General features: G+C 67.5%; 15 protein-coding genes. 9 read left to right on the forward strand and 6 right to left on the reverse strand.

What is annotated here, in order from left to right; all coding sequences use genetic code 11:
• Positions 1–101 precede the first annotated feature (101 nt).
• The gene (locus tag Q5Y72_RS06150) at positions 102–2,438 is read left to right on the forward strand and encodes a sensor histidine kinase (protein ID WP_305962515.1); all 2,337 of its coding nucleotides are present in this window, start codon (positions 102–104) and stop codon (positions 2,436–2,438) included.
• Between the two features lie 102 nt (positions 2,439–2,540).
• Positions 2,541–3,164, forward strand: a complete 624-nt coding sequence (locus tag Q5Y72_RS06155; protein WP_305962516.1) for a response regulator transcription factor — start codon at positions 2,541–2,543, stop codon at positions 3,162–3,164.
• A gap of 303 nt (positions 3,165–3,467) precedes the next feature.
• Here Q5Y72_RS06155 and Q5Y72_RS06160 read toward each other — a convergent pair whose 3' ends face one another.
• From Q5Y72_RS06160 to Q5Y72_RS06175, 4 genes are all read right to left on the reverse strand, one after another.
• Positions 3,468–3,770: a DUF2218 domain-containing protein gene (locus tag Q5Y72_RS06160; protein ID WP_305962517.1), complete on the reverse strand. Its 303-nt coding sequence runs from the start codon at positions 3,768–3,770 to the stop codon at positions 3,468–3,470.
• Between the two features lie 91 nt (positions 3,771–3,861).
• A complete protein-coding gene (locus Q5Y72_RS06165; RefSeq protein ID WP_305962518.1) occupies positions 3,862–5,442 on the reverse strand; it encodes a fasciclin domain-containing protein in 1,581 nt (526 codons plus the stop codon).
• Positions 5,443–5,697: 255 nt separating this feature from the next.
• On the reverse strand, positions 5,698–7,977 hold the full coding sequence (locus Q5Y72_RS06170) for an NADP-dependent malic enzyme (protein ID WP_305962519.1): 2,280 nt from the start codon (positions 7,975–7,977) through the stop codon (positions 5,698–5,700).
• A 94-nt stretch (positions 7,978–8,071) separates the two neighbouring features.
• Complete coding sequence (locus Q5Y72_RS06175; protein WP_305962520.1) at positions 8,072–8,797, reverse strand: proteasome-type protease; 726 nt, start codon at positions 8,795–8,797, stop codon at positions 8,072–8,074.
• A 257-nt stretch (positions 8,798–9,054) separates the two neighbouring features.
• On the opposite strand from Q5Y72_RS06175, the gene Q5Y72_RS06180 reads away from it, so the two are divergent.
• The 5 genes from Q5Y72_RS06180 to hspQ all read left to right on the forward strand — a co-directional run bounded on the left by Q5Y72_RS06180 (position 9,055) and on the right by hspQ (position 13,660).
• Positions 9,055–10,200: a phosphoserine transaminase gene (locus Q5Y72_RS06180; protein WP_305962521.1), complete on the forward strand. Its 1,146-nt coding sequence runs from the start codon at positions 9,055–9,057 to the stop codon at positions 10,198–10,200.
• A gap of 122 nt (positions 10,201–10,322) precedes the next feature.
• Entirely contained in the window at positions 10,323–11,912 is a 1,590-nt protein-coding gene (gene serA / locus Q5Y72_RS06185) for a phosphoglycerate dehydrogenase (protein ID WP_305962522.1), read from the forward strand.
• An 88-nt stretch (positions 11,913–12,000) separates the two neighbouring features.
• Positions 12,001–12,738, forward strand: coding sequence for a metallophosphoesterase (locus Q5Y72_RS06190; RefSeq protein ID WP_305962523.1), 738 nt, complete (start codon positions 12,001–12,003; stop codon positions 12,736–12,738).
• Positions 12,728–13,201, forward strand: coding sequence for a CreA family protein (locus Q5Y72_RS06195; RefSeq protein WP_305962524.1), 474 nt, complete (start codon positions 12,728–12,730; stop codon positions 13,199–13,201). The genes Q5Y72_RS06190 and Q5Y72_RS06195 overlap by 11 nt, the downstream gene beginning before the upstream one ends.
• Before the next feature lie 108 nt (positions 13,202–13,309).
• Entirely contained in the window at positions 13,310–13,660 is a 351-nt protein-coding gene (hspQ, locus tag Q5Y72_RS06200) for a heat shock protein HspQ (protein WP_305962525.1), read from the forward strand.
• Positions 13,661–13,732: 72 nt separating this feature from the next.
• Here the strand turns inward: hspQ and Q5Y72_RS06205 are convergent, their stop codons facing one another.
• Positions 13,733–14,239: an ATP-binding protein gene (locus Q5Y72_RS06205; protein WP_305962526.1), complete on the reverse strand. Its 507-nt coding sequence runs from the start codon at positions 14,237–14,239 to the stop codon at positions 13,733–13,735.
• Entirely contained in the window at positions 14,236–14,568 is a 333-nt protein-coding gene (locus Q5Y72_RS06210; RefSeq protein ID WP_305962527.1) for an STAS domain-containing protein, read from the reverse strand. The genes Q5Y72_RS06205 and Q5Y72_RS06210 overlap by 4 nt, the downstream gene beginning before the upstream one ends.
• 97 nt (positions 14,569–14,665) lie before the next feature.
• Between Q5Y72_RS06210 and Q5Y72_RS06215 the strand changes: the two genes are divergently transcribed.
• Together Q5Y72_RS06215 and Q5Y72_RS06220 are read left to right on the forward strand one after the other, a co-directional pair.
• Positions 14,666–15,826, forward strand: coding sequence for an acetyl-CoA C-acyltransferase (locus tag Q5Y72_RS06215; protein WP_305962654.1), 1,161 nt, complete (start codon positions 14,666–14,668; stop codon positions 15,824–15,826).
• Between the two features lie 179 nt (positions 15,827–16,005).
• On the forward strand, positions 16,006–17,415 hold the full coding sequence (locus tag Q5Y72_RS06220; RefSeq protein ID WP_305962528.1) for a circularly permuted type 2 ATP-grasp protein: 1,410 nt from the start codon (positions 16,006–16,008) through the stop codon (positions 17,413–17,415).
• The last annotated feature ends 4 nt before the right edge of the window (positions 17,416–17,419 follow it).

Raw genomic sequence — 17,419 nt, forward strand, 5'->3', positions numbered from 1 at the left:
GGGCCTCCTGTCGGGCATCTGGCGTCTTCCGCCGCCAGCTCGCTTGCAGTCGCGGCAATTTTCACGGCAACGTCGCGCAGACGCATATCACATGGCGCCCGATGAGAAACTCGCTTGCCGCATCGCTTGCCCTTGGCCTGGCGGGCCTTCAGCTGATCGCGATCCTCGCGGTCGTCTTTTCCTCCTATATCACCTCGGAACGCGCGCTTCTGGACCACGCCCGCAGCCTGCTGAGCGATGTCGGCACCAATACCGCGGAACATGCCAAGGGCTTCCTGAACCCCGCGCGCGGCGCGGCCGAGCTGGCAGCCCGTCTGGCCCAGCATCGCATCGTCGTCAGCGAGGACCAGACCCTGCTGGAGCAGTTCCTGTTCGAGCAGCTGCGCATCACGCCGCAATTCTCGGGCCTCTATTTCGGCGATGAGGATGGCAATTTCGTCTATGTGATGCGCAGCGGCGGCCCCGGCCCCTTCCGGTCCAAGCTCATCTCGACCGGCGAAGGCGCCCGCAAGGTCGAGTTCATCTGGCGCGACGAGGAGTTCCGCGTGATCGAGCGCAGCCTTGATCCGGCCGACATGTTCGACCCGCGCACCCGGCCCTGGTATGTGCGGGCGCGCGCCGAGATGGGCACGATCTGGACCGATCCCTACATCTTCTTCTCGTCGCAGCAGCCCGGCATCACGCTGGCGGCGCCGGTTCCCGACAATCGCGGCGGCATCCGCGGCGTGGTCGGCGTCGATATCGAGATCGCCAGCATCTCGCGGTTCCTGTCGATGCTTCGGGTCGGCAACAGCGGGCGGGCCCTGATCATCAACCACAATGGCGACGTGATCGCCCATCCCGACCAGTCGCTGATCAAGAGCCGCAACAGCGACGGCACGCTGCGCTTCACGGGCATCACCGAATTCGGCGATCCGATCGCGCGGGCGGCGTTCTCGGGGATCGGCAATGGCGTGCCGCTGCCGGTGGCGGGCGAGGTGTTTTCCGAGTTCACCTTCGATGATCGCCCCTATGTCGCCAACGTTCTGCCCGCCATCAGCGGCGAGATGCCGTGGACGATTGCCGTCTATGCGCCCCAGGACGATTTCATCGGCGCGATCAAGCGCAACCGCAGCGTGAACATCTGGATCGCGCTGTCGGTCGCGGTCATCACCGGGCTGGGCGGGCTGATGCTGGCGCGCTATATATATCGTCCGGTGCGCGCCTTCGCGGTGCGCGCCGCGCTGATCTCGCAGGGCGAGGCCGATCCGGCAGAACCGCTGCCGCGCACCTATCGCGAGCTTTCCGAGGCCAATGCCTCGCTCGTCCAGCAGATCGTCGCCCGCAAGAAGGCCGAGCGTGAATACGGGCAGACCTTCGACCTGTCCTCGCGCGCGATGGCGCAGATCGAACCGGGATCGGGGCGGTTCCTGAAGGTCAATGCGCGGCTGTGCCAGATCACCGGATACGGCGCGCCCGAATTGCTGGCGATGCGCTATGCCGACCTGGTCCCGTCCGAGGACGCGCCGCTGTTTCCGGTCGCCCGACTGGGCGCCGAGGACGCCTTTGCGACCAATCACGAGGCCCGGATCCGGCGCAAGGATGGCGCGATCGTCAGCCTGTCGGTCAACGCGATCCTGATCCGCGACCACAACGGCAAGGCACTGCATGCGGTGCTGACGCTGGACGACATCACCGAGACCAAGGCGCAGGAGACCGAGATCGCCCGGTTGAACCGCGACCTGTCGCATCTGGCGCGCGGCAACACGATGGGGCAGATGGCCGCCGGGCTGGCGCATGAGCTGAACCAGCCCCTTGCCGCCATCGCGCAGAACGCCGATGCCGGGATGCTGATCATGGACAAGGCGCGTCAGGGCGCGCCCGAACTGCGCCAGATCCTGGCCGAGATCGAGCAGCAGTCGCTGCGCGCGGGCGAGATCATCCGGGCGCTGCGCGGCTTCATCGGCAAGGACACGACGCAGATGACCACCTTCGATCTGGGCGATCTGCTGGCGCAGGCCCGGCGGCTGGTGCAGGCCGAGGCGACCGAGGCCGGGGTGGCGATCGCATCGGACCTGCCCGCCCTGCCGCCGGTCCGCGCCAATCGCGTGCAGATCGCGCAGGTCTTCGTCAACCTGCTGCGCAACGCGATCGAGGCGCTGGCGGCGATGCCGCCGGACCGGCGCCGGATCGTGGTCCGGGCGCTGCGGTTCGGGGCGCTGGTGCAGGTTGATGTCGAGGACAGCGGCCCGGGCGTGCGCGCCGACATCAACCTGTTCGCCCAGTTCGAGACCACAAAGCCGAACGGCATGGGGCTGGGGCTTTCGATCTGCCGCTCGATGGTCGAGGCGAATGGCGGCACGCTGGTGCTGGACCGTTGCCATCGCGAGGGTGCGCGTTTCCGCTTTACGCTGCCGGTCGATCTCGCTTACCTCGACGGGCCGGACGTGGTCGCGTGAGGCCATGACCGGGGTGGACACGACCCGACCGGCGGGCCGTCGCAACCGATGCGGGGCGGCGGCGCGTCAGGAACGGCCCCGCGCGCCGAGGACGCAACGAGGATGACGCAGGACGGCAGATCGACGATCTTCCTGGTCGATGACGACCCGGCGATCCGCACATCTCTGTCCCGGGCACTGCGACTGCGTGGCCATGACGTGCGCGCCTACGCCTCGGCGGCCGAGTTCCTGGCCGCATATGAGGACGGCGTGGCGGGCTGCCTGATCCTCGATCACGGCATGCCGGGGATGAGCGGGCTGGAACTTCAGGCGCAACTCACCGCCGAGGGGCGCCAGATCCCCATCATCTTCATCACCGGCCATGGCGGGGTTCCGGAATCAGTGCAGGCGATGAAGGCCGGCGCGGTGGATTTCCTGGAGAAGCCGTTCCGTCAGGCCGATCTGCTGGAGCGGATCAGCGAGGCGCTGCAGATCGCCCGGAGGCTGCATCAAAGCGACCAGGCCGCCCGCGAAGTCGGCGCCCGCTTTGCCCGGCTGACGCCCCGCGAAAGCGAGATCGTCGCCCATATCCTCAGCCATCCGGGCGAGGTGTCCAGCAAGGAGATCGGCCGCCATCTCGAGATCAGCCCGCGCACCGTCGATCATCACCGCGCGCGGATCCTGGAAAAGCTGGAGGTCGGCTCGGTCGTCGAACTGATCGACCTGGCCCGACGCAGCAACCTGTGACACGGGCCTCCGGGCGGGCGCGGCGCAGCCGACAAAAAAGCCGCCGGAACCCGCGCGCATGCGCGACGCCCCGGCGACGCTGAAAAGGCTTTCAGTCGTAAAGGTTCCGCCTGAACCGCCATCCTTCCGTCTGACCCGGACAGCAATCGCGGCGTGCGCAATCGTGACATTCAAATGCTCGCCGGGGCCTTCGGCCTGCCGACGCAGGCACTATGCAACGGCCTCGTGGCCCCTGCCATTCGCAAGATTGCCAAGGCAATATTGCCTATGCCAGGATGATCGCGCGGTGTTAGGCGTCAGGCGTCAGGCGGCGCCGGTCTGCCAGTCGATGCCCGCGAACGCCTCGCGGAAGGCAAAGCGTTGCAGGTGGCTGTCAAGGATGCCCTGCATCCGCGTCAGCGCCTCGGGCGAGGTGCCGGTCAGCCGCACCGACAGCAGATCATCGCCGGCCTGCAGGCGTGCGGTGCCGATGTCGAAGCAAATCTCGCCGGTCTCGCCCTCGGTGCTGGCGGGGATCTTGTGGGCGAAATGCTTGCACAGCTGGGTCATGTATTTGCGCGCATGGGGGGTGGCATGGCGCCCCGTCGCCGTGATCTGGTCTTCCATCACCAATTCCTGATTATTTCGATAGGAAATTGGCGACGGCCGGACCTGCTGTCAAGGGCGCCCGGTCGGCCGGACGCCCCGCATCCGCGGGTCAGAGGATGAAGTTGTCCTCGCCCAGCTGCGAGAACCAGCCGTGATAGACGGTGATGCGCGCATCCTCCAGCTGGATGACCGACCGGCCGAACCAACTGGTCGAGATGTTGTCCTGAAGGTCGTCGAAGCTGTCGAAGCCATAGCCCGTCAGGTCGATGCGATCCTGGCCGCGGCTGAAACCGGCGACGATGTCCCGCCCCTCGGACGGGCCGAAGGCAAACACATCCGCGCCGCTGCCGCCCCAGATCGTATCGTTGCCGCTGCCGCCGCTGATGCTGTCATCGCCCGTGCCGCCATAGATGCGGTCGTCGCCCGCGCCGCCGGCCACGCTGTCGTTGCCGCCGCCGCCCGACAGCAGGTCCGCATCCGCGCCGCCGTCCAGGTGGTCGGTGCCGTCCCGGCCGAACAACAGGTCGCCGCCCGCGCCGCCCAGCACGACATCGGCGCCCGATCCGGCCACCACCCGGTCGTTGCCGGCCTTGCCGAGGAACCAGTCGTCGCCCCGCCCCAGCCACGCCTTGTCGCGCCCCTCGCCGCCGATGACGAAATCGACGCCCTTGCCGGAATCCGGCAGATCCGCGGGCAGCAGCACCCCGTCGATCACATGCACGATGCCGTTGCTGGCCAGCAGATCCACCGCCGTGATCGACGGATCGGCGACCGAGGGATCGGCATCCACCAGCCGGGTGCCGTCCACGCCCAGATCGGGCCCCAGCAGCGTGGCGATGCTGTCGCTGGCCAGAACCTGGCTGGATTGCAGCGATTGCGGTGCGATGTGATAGCTGAGGATGTCGGTCAGCAGCGGCACCGGGCTGGCCCCCTTGCTGAGCAGCGTCAGCGCATCGACCAGATAGCCCCAGGCCTCGGCCTCGCCCTTGCCCTCGAAGCCCAATGTGGCAGCCAGCGCCATGAAGGCATCGTCATCGGGCGCAAAGACGGTCAGATCGGCGCCGGCGTCGTCCAGCGCGCCGACCAGCCCCGCCGTTTGCGCGGCGGTCAGCAGGATGTCGAAATCGGCGCCGTTGCGATCGAAGCCCGTGCCGCTGGCGGCCACGATCCCGGCAATGCTGGGCGCGTCATTGCCCGGCAGGTCGATGGGCAGCAGCACCCGGTCGATCAGATGCACCACCCCGTTCGAGGCGCGGATATCCGTGGCGATCAGCGAGGGATCCAGGAGGTCCGGCTCGTTGTCGCGCAGCACCGGCAGTTCGGTCGCGATGGTTGCGCCCTGCAGCGTGGCCAGCGTTGCCTGGCCGGAAATGTCGCCCGAGGACTGCGCGCCCGGCAGCACATGGTACAGGATCACCTGGTTCAGTGTTGCAGGGCCGACCGCCGCCAGCAGGAAATCGGCCACGGCATCATTGTCCGAGCTGCCGGTATGGCCCAGGTCGCGGGCCAGCGCGGCAAAGGCCGAATTCACCGGCGCGAACACTGTCAGCGGGTCGGCCCCGGCGAGGGCCGCGACCAGCCCCGCCGAGGGGATCGCGTCGTCCACGGCCTGCGACAGGCGCAGGAGGACGGCAAGGTCGGGGTTGGCAATGGCAAGGCCGGCGATGGTGGTGTCGGTTCTTCTCGGCATCAATCTCTCCTGTTGCACATGCGTGTTGGCCGCGCCCGCGCGGGGATGCGCCGCTGCGGCAGTCCTCGCGGTCCGGTCAGGAGAGTTGCGGCGGGGCGGTTTCGGCCGCCCCTGCCGCGGACGCCCTGCCGTGGCCCGCGCGCAAGCCACGCAGGCGCGGGCAGGACGGATGCAGCCGACCGGCGGCAGGCTGCATCACAATCGCGTCACGACCGGGCACGACTGCCCGCACGGCGGCGCGGCGTGCGCCGGGGGTCAGCGGGCCGAACCGAGCCCGCCCGCCGAGATGGCGGCCATGTTCAGGATGTCGTTCACCGTCGAGGTGGTCGAGCAGATCTGGATCGGCTGCGACACGCCGGTGAGGATCGGGCCGATGACCGTGGCGCCGGCCATTTCCTGCAGCAGCTTGACCGAGATCGAGGCCGAATGTCGCGCCGGCACGACCAGCACGTTCGCCGGTCCGGTCAGGCGGCTGAACGGGTACCGCGCCGCCGCCTCGGCGTTCAGCGCCACGTCGACGGTCATCTCGCCCTCGTACTCGAAATCGACCCCGCGGGCATCCAGGACCTTCGGCGCCTCGGCCATCTTGATCGCGCGTTCGCTGACCGGATAGCCGAAATTCGAGAAGGACAGGAAGGCCACCCGCGGCTCAAGCCCCAGGCCGCGGGCCACGGCCGCCGCGCGGGTCGCGATGTCGGCCAGGTCCTCGGCTTCGGGCCATTCATGCACCAGCGTGTCGCCGATCAGCACGATGCGGCCGCGATGCAGAACTGCCGTGACGCCGACCGCGCCATCCTGAGGGCGCACGTCGAAGACCTGCCCGATCTGCGCCAGCACCGGCGCGTTCTTGCGCGTGGCGCCCGTCACCAGCCCGTCGCCATGCCCATGCGCCAGCATCAGCGCGGCGAACACATGCCGGTCGCGATTGGCCAGCTTGTGCGCGTCCTCGCGGTCCACCCCTTTGCGTTGCAGGCGCTGATACAGGAACTCGTGATAGGCCTCGAGATGGCGGTTGTTCGCGGCGTTCACGACGCTGATCTCGCGATAGGCATCGCCCAGGCCCAGCTGCTCCAGCTCGGCCTTGACCTCGGCCTCGCGGCCCACCACCAGCGCCTGGCCCATGCCGCCGCGCTGCCAGGCCACGGCGGCGCGCAGCACGCGCGGGTCGTCGCCCTCGGCAAAGATCATCCGCGCCTGCTTCTGTCGCGCGCGGGCATGGATGCCCTGCAGGATCGCGGCGGTCGGATCCATCCGCGCCTTCAGGGTCTGGACATAGCCCTCCATGTCGATGATCGGCCGGCGGGCGACGCCGGTATCCATGCCGGCGCGGGCGACGGCGGGGGGCACCACATGGATCAGCCGCGGATCGAAGGGCGTCGGGATGATGTAGTCGCGCCCGAAGATCAGCTTGCGGCCATAGGCGATGGCGACCTCGTCGGGCACGTCCTCGCGGGCCAGTTCGGCCAGCGCGCGGGCGCAGGCGATCTTCATCTCGTCATTGATGGCACGGGCATGGATGTCCAGCGCGCCCCGGAACAGGTAGGGAAAGCCCAGCACGTTGTTGACCTGGTTCGGATAGTCGCTGCGGCCGGTCGCCACGATGGCGTCGGGGCGCACGGCATGGGCATCCTCGGGGGTGATTTCCGGGTCGGGGTTGGCCATTGCGAAGATCACCGGGTTGTCGGCCATCGACTGCACCATCGCCTGCGTGACGGCACCCTTGGCGGAAACCCCCAGGAAGACGTCGGCGCCGCGCATCGCGTCCTCCAGCGTGCGGGCCTCGGTGACGACGGCATGGGCCGATTTCCACTGGTTCATGCCCTCCGTGCGGCCCTGGTAGATGACGCCCTTGGTGTCGCACATGATGCAGTTCTCGTGCCGCGCGCCCATGGATTTCAGCAGCTCGAGGCAGGCGATGCCCGCCGCGCCCGCGCCGTTCAGCACGATGCGCACATCCTCGATCTTCTTGCCCGACAGCTCCAGCGCGTTCAGCAGGCCGGCGGCACAGATCACCGCCGTCCCGTGCTGGTCGTCGTGGAACACCGGAATGTCCATCATCTCTTTCAGGCGCTGCTCGATGATGAAGCATTCCGGCGCCTTGATGTCTTCCAGGTTGATGCCCCCGAAGGTCGGGCCCATCAGCCGGACGGCGCTGATGAATTCGTCGGCATCCTCGGTGGCCAGTTCCAGGTCGATGGCGTTCACGTCGGCAAAGCGCTTGAACAGCACCGCCTTGCCCTCCATCACCGGCTTGCTGGCCAGCGCGCCCAGATTGCCCATGCCGAGGATTGCGGTGCCGTTCGAGATGACGGCGACCATGTTGCCCTTGGTGGTGTAGTCATAGGCGGTCTCGGGGCGGTCGGCGATGGCCTGGACCGGCACCGCAACGCCGGGGCTGTAGGCCAGCGACAGGTCGCGCTGGGTCGTCATCGGCGTCGAGGCGACGATGTCGTATTTGCCCGGTCGCGGCTCCATGTGATAGGCCAGCGCCTCTTCGGGCGTGATCCGCGTGCTGCGGCCCGGCTGTTCGGTCATCGGCATGTCCCCCCTGATGCTGCCTCGTCCGGTCTAGCGCGGTGGAGTGCGGATCATCAACGGGGATCGCGCAAGCAGGGGCGAAACGGGCGGCCTAGATGGTGACCTTGACGAAGCTGTCGCGCAGGGCGGCGGACCACTCGGCGCTCATCTGCATGAAGTCCGGATCGCCTTCCAGGATGCGGCGGCGTGCGCCCACCTTGCAGGCGTCCTTCTCGATGATGGCGAGGTCCAGCGGCATGCCCACCGACAGGTTCGAGCGCAGCGTCGAATCCATCGACAGCAGCACCGCCTTCTGCGCGTCGGCAAGGCTGGTGGCGGGCGTCACCACCCGGTCGAGGATCGGCTTGCCGTATTTGTGTTCGCCGATCTGCAGGAAGGGGGTGTCCTCGGTCGCCTCGATGAAATTGCCTTCCGGGTAGATCAGGAACATCCGCATGTCGCCGCCGCGCCGCTGGCCGGCGACGATCATGCTGGCCGAGGCCTGCTGGCGCAGCTCGCGGCACTGGTCGGCGATCTCGCGCCGCGTGCGCGACAGCGTGTCGCCGATGATCGAGGCGACCTGCAGCATGGTCGGCGCCTTCAGGATGGAGGTGGTCTCGTCGGCCATCTCGTCCTCGTTGGCCTCGTCCAGCCGCGCCAGCGTGGTCTGGGTGACCGACAGCGAGCCCGCGGTCATGATCGCGATGACCCGTTCGCCCGGGGTCTCGAAGAAGAACATCTTGCGATAGCAGGCGATGTTGTCGAGGCCGGCATTGGTGCGTGTGTCGGACAGTAGCACCAGCCCGGCATTGAGTTTCAGTCCGACGCAATAGGTCATCGGCAGGCTTTCTGATGGTTCGTCGCGGCGCGTTTCCTGTCGGACGCACCTTAGTCGGACGCCCGGGGTCAGGCAATCATCCGCCACGGGCCACCGCGCGCGACGCGATGCGCTGCGGCAATTCTGTCGCAGCCGCAACGCCCCGCCGCCGGTGAGGCGGGCCGATTTTTTCGTTGCGCGGGGCGCGCGGGGCGCGTATGTGCGGCGCCGGGACACCCTTCCCCAACGAAGGGCTTTTAGCTGGAAGGCTGAGTCACATGACTGATCCGACGATCCCGGCCGCGCGGCCGGAAAATCCGCGCTTTTCCTCGGGCCCCTGCGCCAAGATTCCCGGATATTCGCTGGACATGCTGGCCGACGCCCCGCTGGGGCGGTCGCATCGCGCCGCTGTGGGCAAGTCGAAGCTGGCCGAGGCGATCGACCTGACCCGCGAGGTCCTCGGCGTGCCGGACGATTATCGCATCGGTATCGTGCCCGGTTCGGATACCGGCGCGGTCGAGATGGCGATGTGGACCATGCTGGGCGCCCGGCCGGTCGAGATGCTGGCCTGGGAAAGCTTTGGCGAGGGATGGGTCACCGACGCCGTCAAGCAGCTGAAGCTGGATGCCACGGTGCGCAAGGCCGATTACGGCAGGATCGTCGATCTGGCCGAGGTCGATTTCGACCGCGATGTCGTCTTTACCTGGAATGGCACCACCTCGGGTGTGCGGCTGCCCGATGGCGGGGCGATCCCGGCCGATCGCGCCGGCCTGACGATCTGCGACGCGACCAGCGCGGCCTTTGCGATGGACCTGCCCTGGGATAGGCTGGATGTGGTGACCTTCAGCTGGCAGAAGGTCCTGGGCGGCGAGGGCGCGCATGGGGTGCTGATCCTGGGCCCCCGCGCGGTCGAGCGGCTGGAAAGCTTTACCCCCGACCGCCCGCTTCCGAAGATCTTCCGGCTGACCAAGGGCGGCAAGCTGATCGAGGGCATCTTCAGGGGCGAGACGATCAACACCCCCTCCATGCTGGCGGTCGAGGATTACCTCGTGGCCTTGAATTGGGCGCAGGGGCTTGGCGGGCTGCCGGCGCTGATCGCGCGTGCAGACGCGAATGCCCGCGCGGTGCGCGACTTCATCGCCGGCAAGGACTGGATCGCGGACCTGGCCGAGGACCCGGCGACCGGGTCGACCACCTCGGTCTGCCTGAAATTCACCGACCCCGGGATCCGCGACGGTGCGGCCTTCGCCAAGGCCGTCGCGAAGCGGCTGGAACAGCAGGGCGTCGCGCTGGATGCCGGGGCCTATCGCGATGCGCCCGCCGGCTTGCGGATCTGGTGCGGCTCGACCGTGGAGACGGCGGATGTCGCGGCGCTGATGCCGTGGATCGAATGGGCCTATCGCGCCGAACTGGCCGCGCAATAGTCTTGCGTCCCGCGACCGCCGGGGGCCGTCTGCCCCCGGACCCCCGAGGATATTTCCGCACAGAAGATGATCACGGCACCTGCGAGGCGCGGCCCCGGGTGCGTCACATGAGGAAGAACGACATGCCGAAGGTTCTCGTCTCGGACAAGCTGTCCGAAACCGCCGTCCAGATCTTTCGCGATCGCGGCGTCGAGGTGGACTACCTGCCCGATCTGGGCAAGGACAAGGAGAGGCTGGCCGAGGTGATCGCCGAGTATGACGGGCTTGCCATCCGCTCGGCCACCAAGGTGACCGAGAAGCTGCTGGAGAAGGCGGCCCGGCTGAAGGTCGTCGGGCGGGCCGGGATCGGCGTCGACAATGTCGACATCCCCGCCGCCAGCAAGAAGGGCGTGATCGTGATGAACACGCCCTTCGGCAACAGCGTCACCACCGCCGAACATGCCATCGCGATGATGTTCGCGGTGGCGCGGCAGCTGCCCGAGGCCAGCGTCTCGACCCATGCCGGCAAATGGGAGAAGAACCGCTTCATGGGGGTCGAGCTGTTCAACAAGACATTGGGCGTGATCGGCGCGGGCAATATCGGCTCGATCGTGATCGACCGGGCGCTGGGGCTGCATATGCGCGTGCTGGCCTATGATCCCTTCCTGTCCGAGGATCGCGCCCGCGAGATCGGCGTCACCAAGGTCGAGCTGGACGATCTGCTGGGCAAGTCGGATTTCATCACCTTCCACGTGCCTCTGACCGACAAGACCCGCAACATCCTGTCGCGCGAGGCCATCGCGAAATTGAAGAGGGGTGTCAGGATCATCAACTGCGCGCGGGGCGGGCTGGTCGACGAGGCGGCGCTGGCCGAGGCGCTGACGGATGGCCGCGTGGCTGGGGCGGCCTTCGACGTGTTCGCTGTCGAGCCGGCGACCGACAGCCCGCTGTTCAACCTGCCGAATGTCGTGGTGACGCCGCATCTGGGCGCCTCGACCACCGAGGCGCAGGAGAACGTGGCCCTGCAGGTGGCCGAGCAGATGTCGGACTATCTGCTGACCGGCGCCGTGCAGAACGCGCTGAACATGCCGTCGGTGACCGCCGAGGAGGCGGCGACGATGGGGCCGTGGATCAAGCTGGCCGGGCATCTGGGCGCCTTCGTGGGACAGATGACCGACGAGCCGATCAAGGCGATCAACGTGCTGTATGACGGCGTTGCCGCGACGATGAACCTGAACGCGCTGAACGCCTCGGTCATTGCCGGGGTGATGCAGGCGACCAACCCGGATGTGAACATGGTCTCGGCGCCGGTGATCGCGAAGGAGCGCGGCATCCAGGTGGCCACGACGACCCAGGACAAGGGCGGCGTCTATGAGGGCTATGTCAAGCTGACCGTGGTGACGGCGCAGCGCGAGCGGTCCATCGCCGGCACCGTGTTCAGCGACGGCAAGCCGCGCTTCATCCAGATCCGCGGGATCAATGTCGATGCCGAGATCGGCGAACACATGCTGTATACGCGCAACAAGGACGTGCCCGGCGTGATCGGCGCGCTGGGGATGACGCTGGGCGATCTGGGGGTGAACATCGCCAACTTCACCCTTGGCCGGTCCGCCAGCGATGACGATGCCATCGCGATCCTGTATCTGGACGAGGCGATCGGCGACGATGTCCTGGCGGCGTTGCAGGCGACCGGCAAGTTCCTGCAGGCGCGACGCCTGAAGTTCGAGGTCTGAGGCGGCGGTTGTGCGCCGGGCCTGCCGGCGCGCAACCTCGACCGGTGCGGCGACGTTCATCTGTCCCGGAGACCTGACAGGAGGCAGCATGCGGCTTTATGCCATCGGCGACATTCACGGCCAGCTGGACCTGCTGACGGACGCGCATGAGCGGGTGTTCCGGGATGGCGGGCGCGATGCGCTGATCGCCCATGTCGGCGACCTGATCGATCGCGGCCCCGATTCGCGCGGTGTGGTCGAGCACCTGCTGCGCGGCCGGCGGGACGGTCGCAACTGGGTGGTCACGCGGGGCAATCACGACCGCTTCCTGCCGCAATTCCTGCAGCGGCCGTCCTGGGTCGATCCGGGGCTCAGTTCGGGGCAGCATTGGGTCGATCATCCGGGGCTGGGCGCGGCTGCCACGCTGGCCTCTTATGGGATCGACCCCACCTTGCCGCGCGCGCAGCTGCGCGCCGAGGCCGCTCGCGCGGTGCCCGCGGCGCATTGCGACTTCCTGGCCTCGCTGCCCCTGTGGTTCCTGCATCCGCAGGCGCTGGTGGTGCATGCGGGGATCCGGCCCGGCGTCGATCTGCGCGACCAGGCCGAGGATGACCTTGTCTGGATCCGCGCCGGGTTCCTGGACAGCAGGGCCGATCACGGGCCGCTGGTCGTGCATGGCCACACGGCGATCAAGACGGCAAGGTGGTATCCGAACCGGCTGAATGTCGATGGCGGGGCCGCCTATGGCCGGCCGCTATGCGCAGTGGTGATCGAGGACGGAATGGTGCATCTGCTGACCGACGACGGCAGGGTGCCCTTGCAGCAGGAGACGGAAGATGCGCTTTAGGGTCGTGGTTGCGCTGCTGGCGCTGATGCCGGTGGCGGCGGCGGGCGAGGAGGTGGCGAAGATCGGCGTGGACTGGGTCGGCAATGACGTGATTGTCGAGGCGATCCGCGATCCCAAGGTCGGCGGCGTCACCTGCCATCTGGCCTATTTCGAGCGGTCGGTCCTGGATCGGCTGAGTCAGGGGAACTGGTTCGAGGACCCGTCCAACAGCGCCATCGAATGCGCGCAGACCGGGCCGATCGATCTGAGCCAGATCCGTCGTGGCTCGGATGGCGAGGATGTCTTTAGCGAGGGCCGGTCGCTGATCTTCAAGTCGCTGCGGGTCAAGCGCATCTATGACGAGGCCAATCAGGTGCTGATCTACCTCGCTCATGCCAACCAGATCACGGAAGGGTCGGCCAAGATGGCGATCTCGACCGTGCCCTTGTTTGCCGCAGGCGCCGAGGCGCTGCCTGCGAACTAGGCCCGGGCCGGGCGCGAATCCTGCGGATGATGCAAATTCGGGCGATCCGGTGGACAGAATCGGCATCAGGCGCTAGAAGGCGTGTCAGTCTGGCGAAGGATCGGGCAAATGGTGGAAACTCTGCGCATACAATCGCATAGCCGCATCGCGAAATTCAGTCTGGGTCAGGTCGTGCGGCACCGCAACCGGCCGTTCCGGGGCGTGATCTTCGATGTCGATCCGGAATTCGCCAATACCCAGGAGTGGTACGATTCCATCCCCGAAGATGTGCGCCCGGCCAAGGACCAGCCGTTCTACCATCTCTATGCCGAGACCGAGGCGACCTATTACGTCGCCTATGTATCGGAGCAGAACCTCGTGCCGGATGCCTCGGGCGAGCCGCTGGAACATCCCGACGTGCTGGACATGTTCGGCGACTTCAGCGAGGGCCGCTACCCGCTGGCCGGGCCTCTGAACTGACGCGGCGGGCTGACCGGCACGACGGACCCTGCCGCAGCCCCGGGCGGTCGCCCCGACGGCGGTGCGGGCGCGTCAGCGGCCGCCGGTCTGGTCCGTAAAGGGAATGCTGAAGGCCAGGAAGTTGCGCTGTTCCTCGCGGTAATAGCACAGCGCCTGGGTCAGGTCCTGGATGAGATACCAGCCGAAGCCGCCCTCGGGCAGGTCGGTCAGGTCCATCACCGGCAGGCCGCGCGGCAGCAGGCATTCCTCGGGCAGCGATACCCCGTCATCCGAGATCGCGCAGGCAAGGCCGGTGTCGTGGCGCACGATGCTGATATGGATCGAGGGCTGCTGCCCGGCATCCGCGGCGCTGTCGGCAAGGCTGGCATGTTCGGTGACGTTGTTCATCACCTCGGCCAGCACCAGTTCCAGCCGGCCCAGCGTGTCGTCGCTGACTTCGCTGCGAAAGCGGGTGCGGATGGCGGTCAGCGTCTCGCGCACGCGGGTCGGCTGGGCGTGCAGGACGCGGTGAAACATCGGCTGGGTGCGGGTCGAGATCTGCCCGTTCAGCCCGGCATTCTGCCGTTCGGTTGAGGTCATTCGGTCTGTTCCTCGTCAGCGGCTGCGGGGCGGATGTCGAAGACGGTGTCCATGCGCGTCAGCCGGAACACGCGCTCGACATTGGGGGTCAGGTCCTTCAGCACCAGCGGCAGGTTGTCCGGCAGTGCCTTGCGGACCGCGATCATCGCGCCGAGGCCCGAACTGTCCATGAAGTCCACCGCGCCCATCAGCATCTCGACGGGCTTGCGGTGGCGCAGCACCACCTCGCGCAGCTTGTCCTTGAAGCGGGTCGCAATCGCCGCGTCGATCCGCGCCTCGGCCACGGTGATGACCAGTCGGTTCTCGGTCTCGGTAACGGTGAATTGCATGTCGGTCCCTCGCTTCGCATTCCTTCTGCCGTGACTAGACGCAAAAGGTTACCATCCGGTAAGCGGGAACAGAGGGCTCAGGGGAGGGATCATGACAATTCGACAGGCATATGTTCTGGGGGCGGCCCGCACGCCGATGGGCGGGCTGATGGGCGATCTGGGCGGGGTGGCCGCCGCGCAGCTGGGCGGGGTGGCGATCCGGGCGGCGCTGTCGCGTGCGGGCGTCGCGGCCGACCGGCCCGAGGCGCTGCTGATGGGCTGCGTCCTGCCGGCCGGTCAGGGCCAGGCCCCGGCGCGGCAGGCAGGCTTCGCCGCGGGGCTGCCGCAGACTGTGCCGGCGACGACGCTGAACAAGATGTGCGGGTCGGGGATGCAGGCGGTGATGATGGCCGATGATGCGATCCGCGCCGGCAGCGCCGATCTGGTCGTCGCGGGCGGCATGGAAAGCATGTCGAACGCCCCTTACCTGCTGCCCGGGATGCGGGCCGGGGCGCGGCTGGGCCATGGCCAGGTGATCGACCACATGTTCCTGGACGGCCTTGAGGATGCCTATGACAAGGGCCGCCTGATGGGCACATTCGCCGAGGACTGCGCGGCCGAGTTCGCCTTCAGCCGCGAGGCGCAGGACGCATATGCCCTGGAGAGCCTGGCGCGGGCCAAGGCGGCGATCGACACGGGCGGCTTTGCCGACGAGATCGCCACAGTGGCGGTTCCCGGCCGCGCGGGCGAGACGCTGGTCGAGATCGACGAACAGCCCGGCAAGGCGCGGCCCGACCGGATTCCGCTGCTGAAGCCGGCCTTCCGGAAGGACGGCACGGTGACGGCGGCCAATTCCAGCTCGATCTCGGACGGGGCGGCGGCGCTGGTCATCGGCGCCTCGGCGGAAGGCGCGCTCGCCCGCATCGTCGGCCATGCCAGCCACGGGCAGGCACCCGGCCAGTTCCCGACCGCACCGGTGCCGGCCGCCGAGAAGCTGCTGGACCGGATCGGCTGGAGCCGCGACAGCGTCGATCTGTGGGAGGTGAACGAGGCCTTCGCAGTCGTGCCGATGGCCTTCATGGCGCGGATGGGGCTGGGCCATGACCGCGTGAACGTCAATGGCGGCGCCTGCGCGCTTGGCCATCCGATCGGCGCGTCGGGGGCGCGGATCATCGTCACCCTGCTGCATGCGCTGAAGGCCCGGGGCGGGCGGCGCGGTGTCGCGGCGATCTGCATCGGCGGCGGCGAGGGCACGGCGATCGCCCTCGAATTGCTGTAAGGCTGCACAAATTTACGGCAACGCGCCCGCCAATCGCCGGGCGCGTCGTCAGCACCGGCCGGGAAATGCGGAACTTTCCCGCAATCGGGTGGGTTCTGATGTGGACTTCGGGATACCTCTCTCGGATCATTCCGGCATAAGAAGCCCATTGAGGGGCGCCGTTCCACAGCGGGGGGAAGATGTCCTATTACAACGAGATGTTTGAAGGCACCCGGGTCCGTGATCCCTATGCGCGCCTGAATGAATGGGTCGAGACGATGCCTGCCGATTTCCGGCAGATGAAGCAGGCCGAGGCCGAGGCGCTGTTCCGGCGCATCGGGATCACCTTCGCGGTCTATGGCGAGGGCGGCGACCCCGACCGGCTGATCCCCTTCGACATGATGCCCCGCGTCTTCGAGCAGGCCGAATGGCGCAAGCTGGAACGCGGCATCAAGCAGCGGGCGCGGGCGCTGAACGCCTTTCTGCGCGACGTCTATGGCCGGGCCGAGATCGTCCGGGCCGGCCGCATCCCCGCCCGGCTGGTCTACCAGAACGAGGCCTACGAGAAGGCCGTGGTTGGCGTCGTGCCGCCGCGCGGGGTCTACAGCCACATCATCGGCATCGACCTGGTGCGCACCGGCAAGGATGAATTCTACGTCCTCGAGGACAATTGCCGCACCCCGTCCGGCGTCAGCTACATGCTGGAAAACCGCGAGATCATGATGCGGATGTTTCCGCAGCTGTTCCGCAACAACCGCATCGAGCCGGTGGACCAGTATCCCGAACTGCTGCGCCGCACGCTGGAATCGGTGGCGCCGCAGAAATGCACCGACCGACCGACCTGCGTGATCCTGACGCCCGGGCATTTCAACAGCGCCTATTACGAGCACAGCTTCCTCGCCAACCTGATGGGGGTCGAACTGGTCGAGGGGCAGGACCTGTTCGTGGATGGCGAATTCGTCTACATGCGCACCACCCAGGGTCCCAAGCGCGTCGACGTGATCTACCGCCGGATCGACGATCCCTATCTGGATCCGCTGTGCTTCCGCCCCGACTCGATGCTGGGCATCCCCGGGCTGATGGACATCTATCGCTCGGGCGGGGTCAGCATCTGTTCGGCGCCGGGTGCAGGGGTGGCCGACGACAAGGCCATCTACACCTTCGTGCCCGAGATGGTGCGGTTCTACCTCGGCGAACAGCCGATCCTGAACAACGTCCAGACCTGGACCCTGTGGAAGGACGACGACTACAAGCATGTCATGGCGAACCTTGGCGATCTGGTCGTCAAGGAGGTGCATGGCTCGGGCGGATACGGGATGCTGGTCGGCCCGAAATCGACCAAGGACGAGATCGAGGCGTTCCGCAAGAAGATCGAGGCCGATCCTTCGAACTACATCGCCCAGCCCACGCTGGCGCTGTCGACCTGCCCGACCTTCGTGGAGGAGGGCATCGCGCCCCGCCATGTCGACCTGCGACCCTATTGCCTCTGCGGCGACCGGATCGAGCTGGTCCCCGGCGGGCTGACGCGGGTGGCGCTGCGCGAGGGCAGCCTCGTGGTCAACTCGTCCCAGGGCGGCGGTGTCAAGGACACCTGGGTCCTGTCGGAATAAGGGG

This window comes from Paracoccus spongiarum, assembly GCF_030732095.1.
GTDB lineage: Bacteria > Pseudomonadota > Alphaproteobacteria > Rhodobacterales > Rhodobacteraceae > Paracoccus > Paracoccus spongiarum.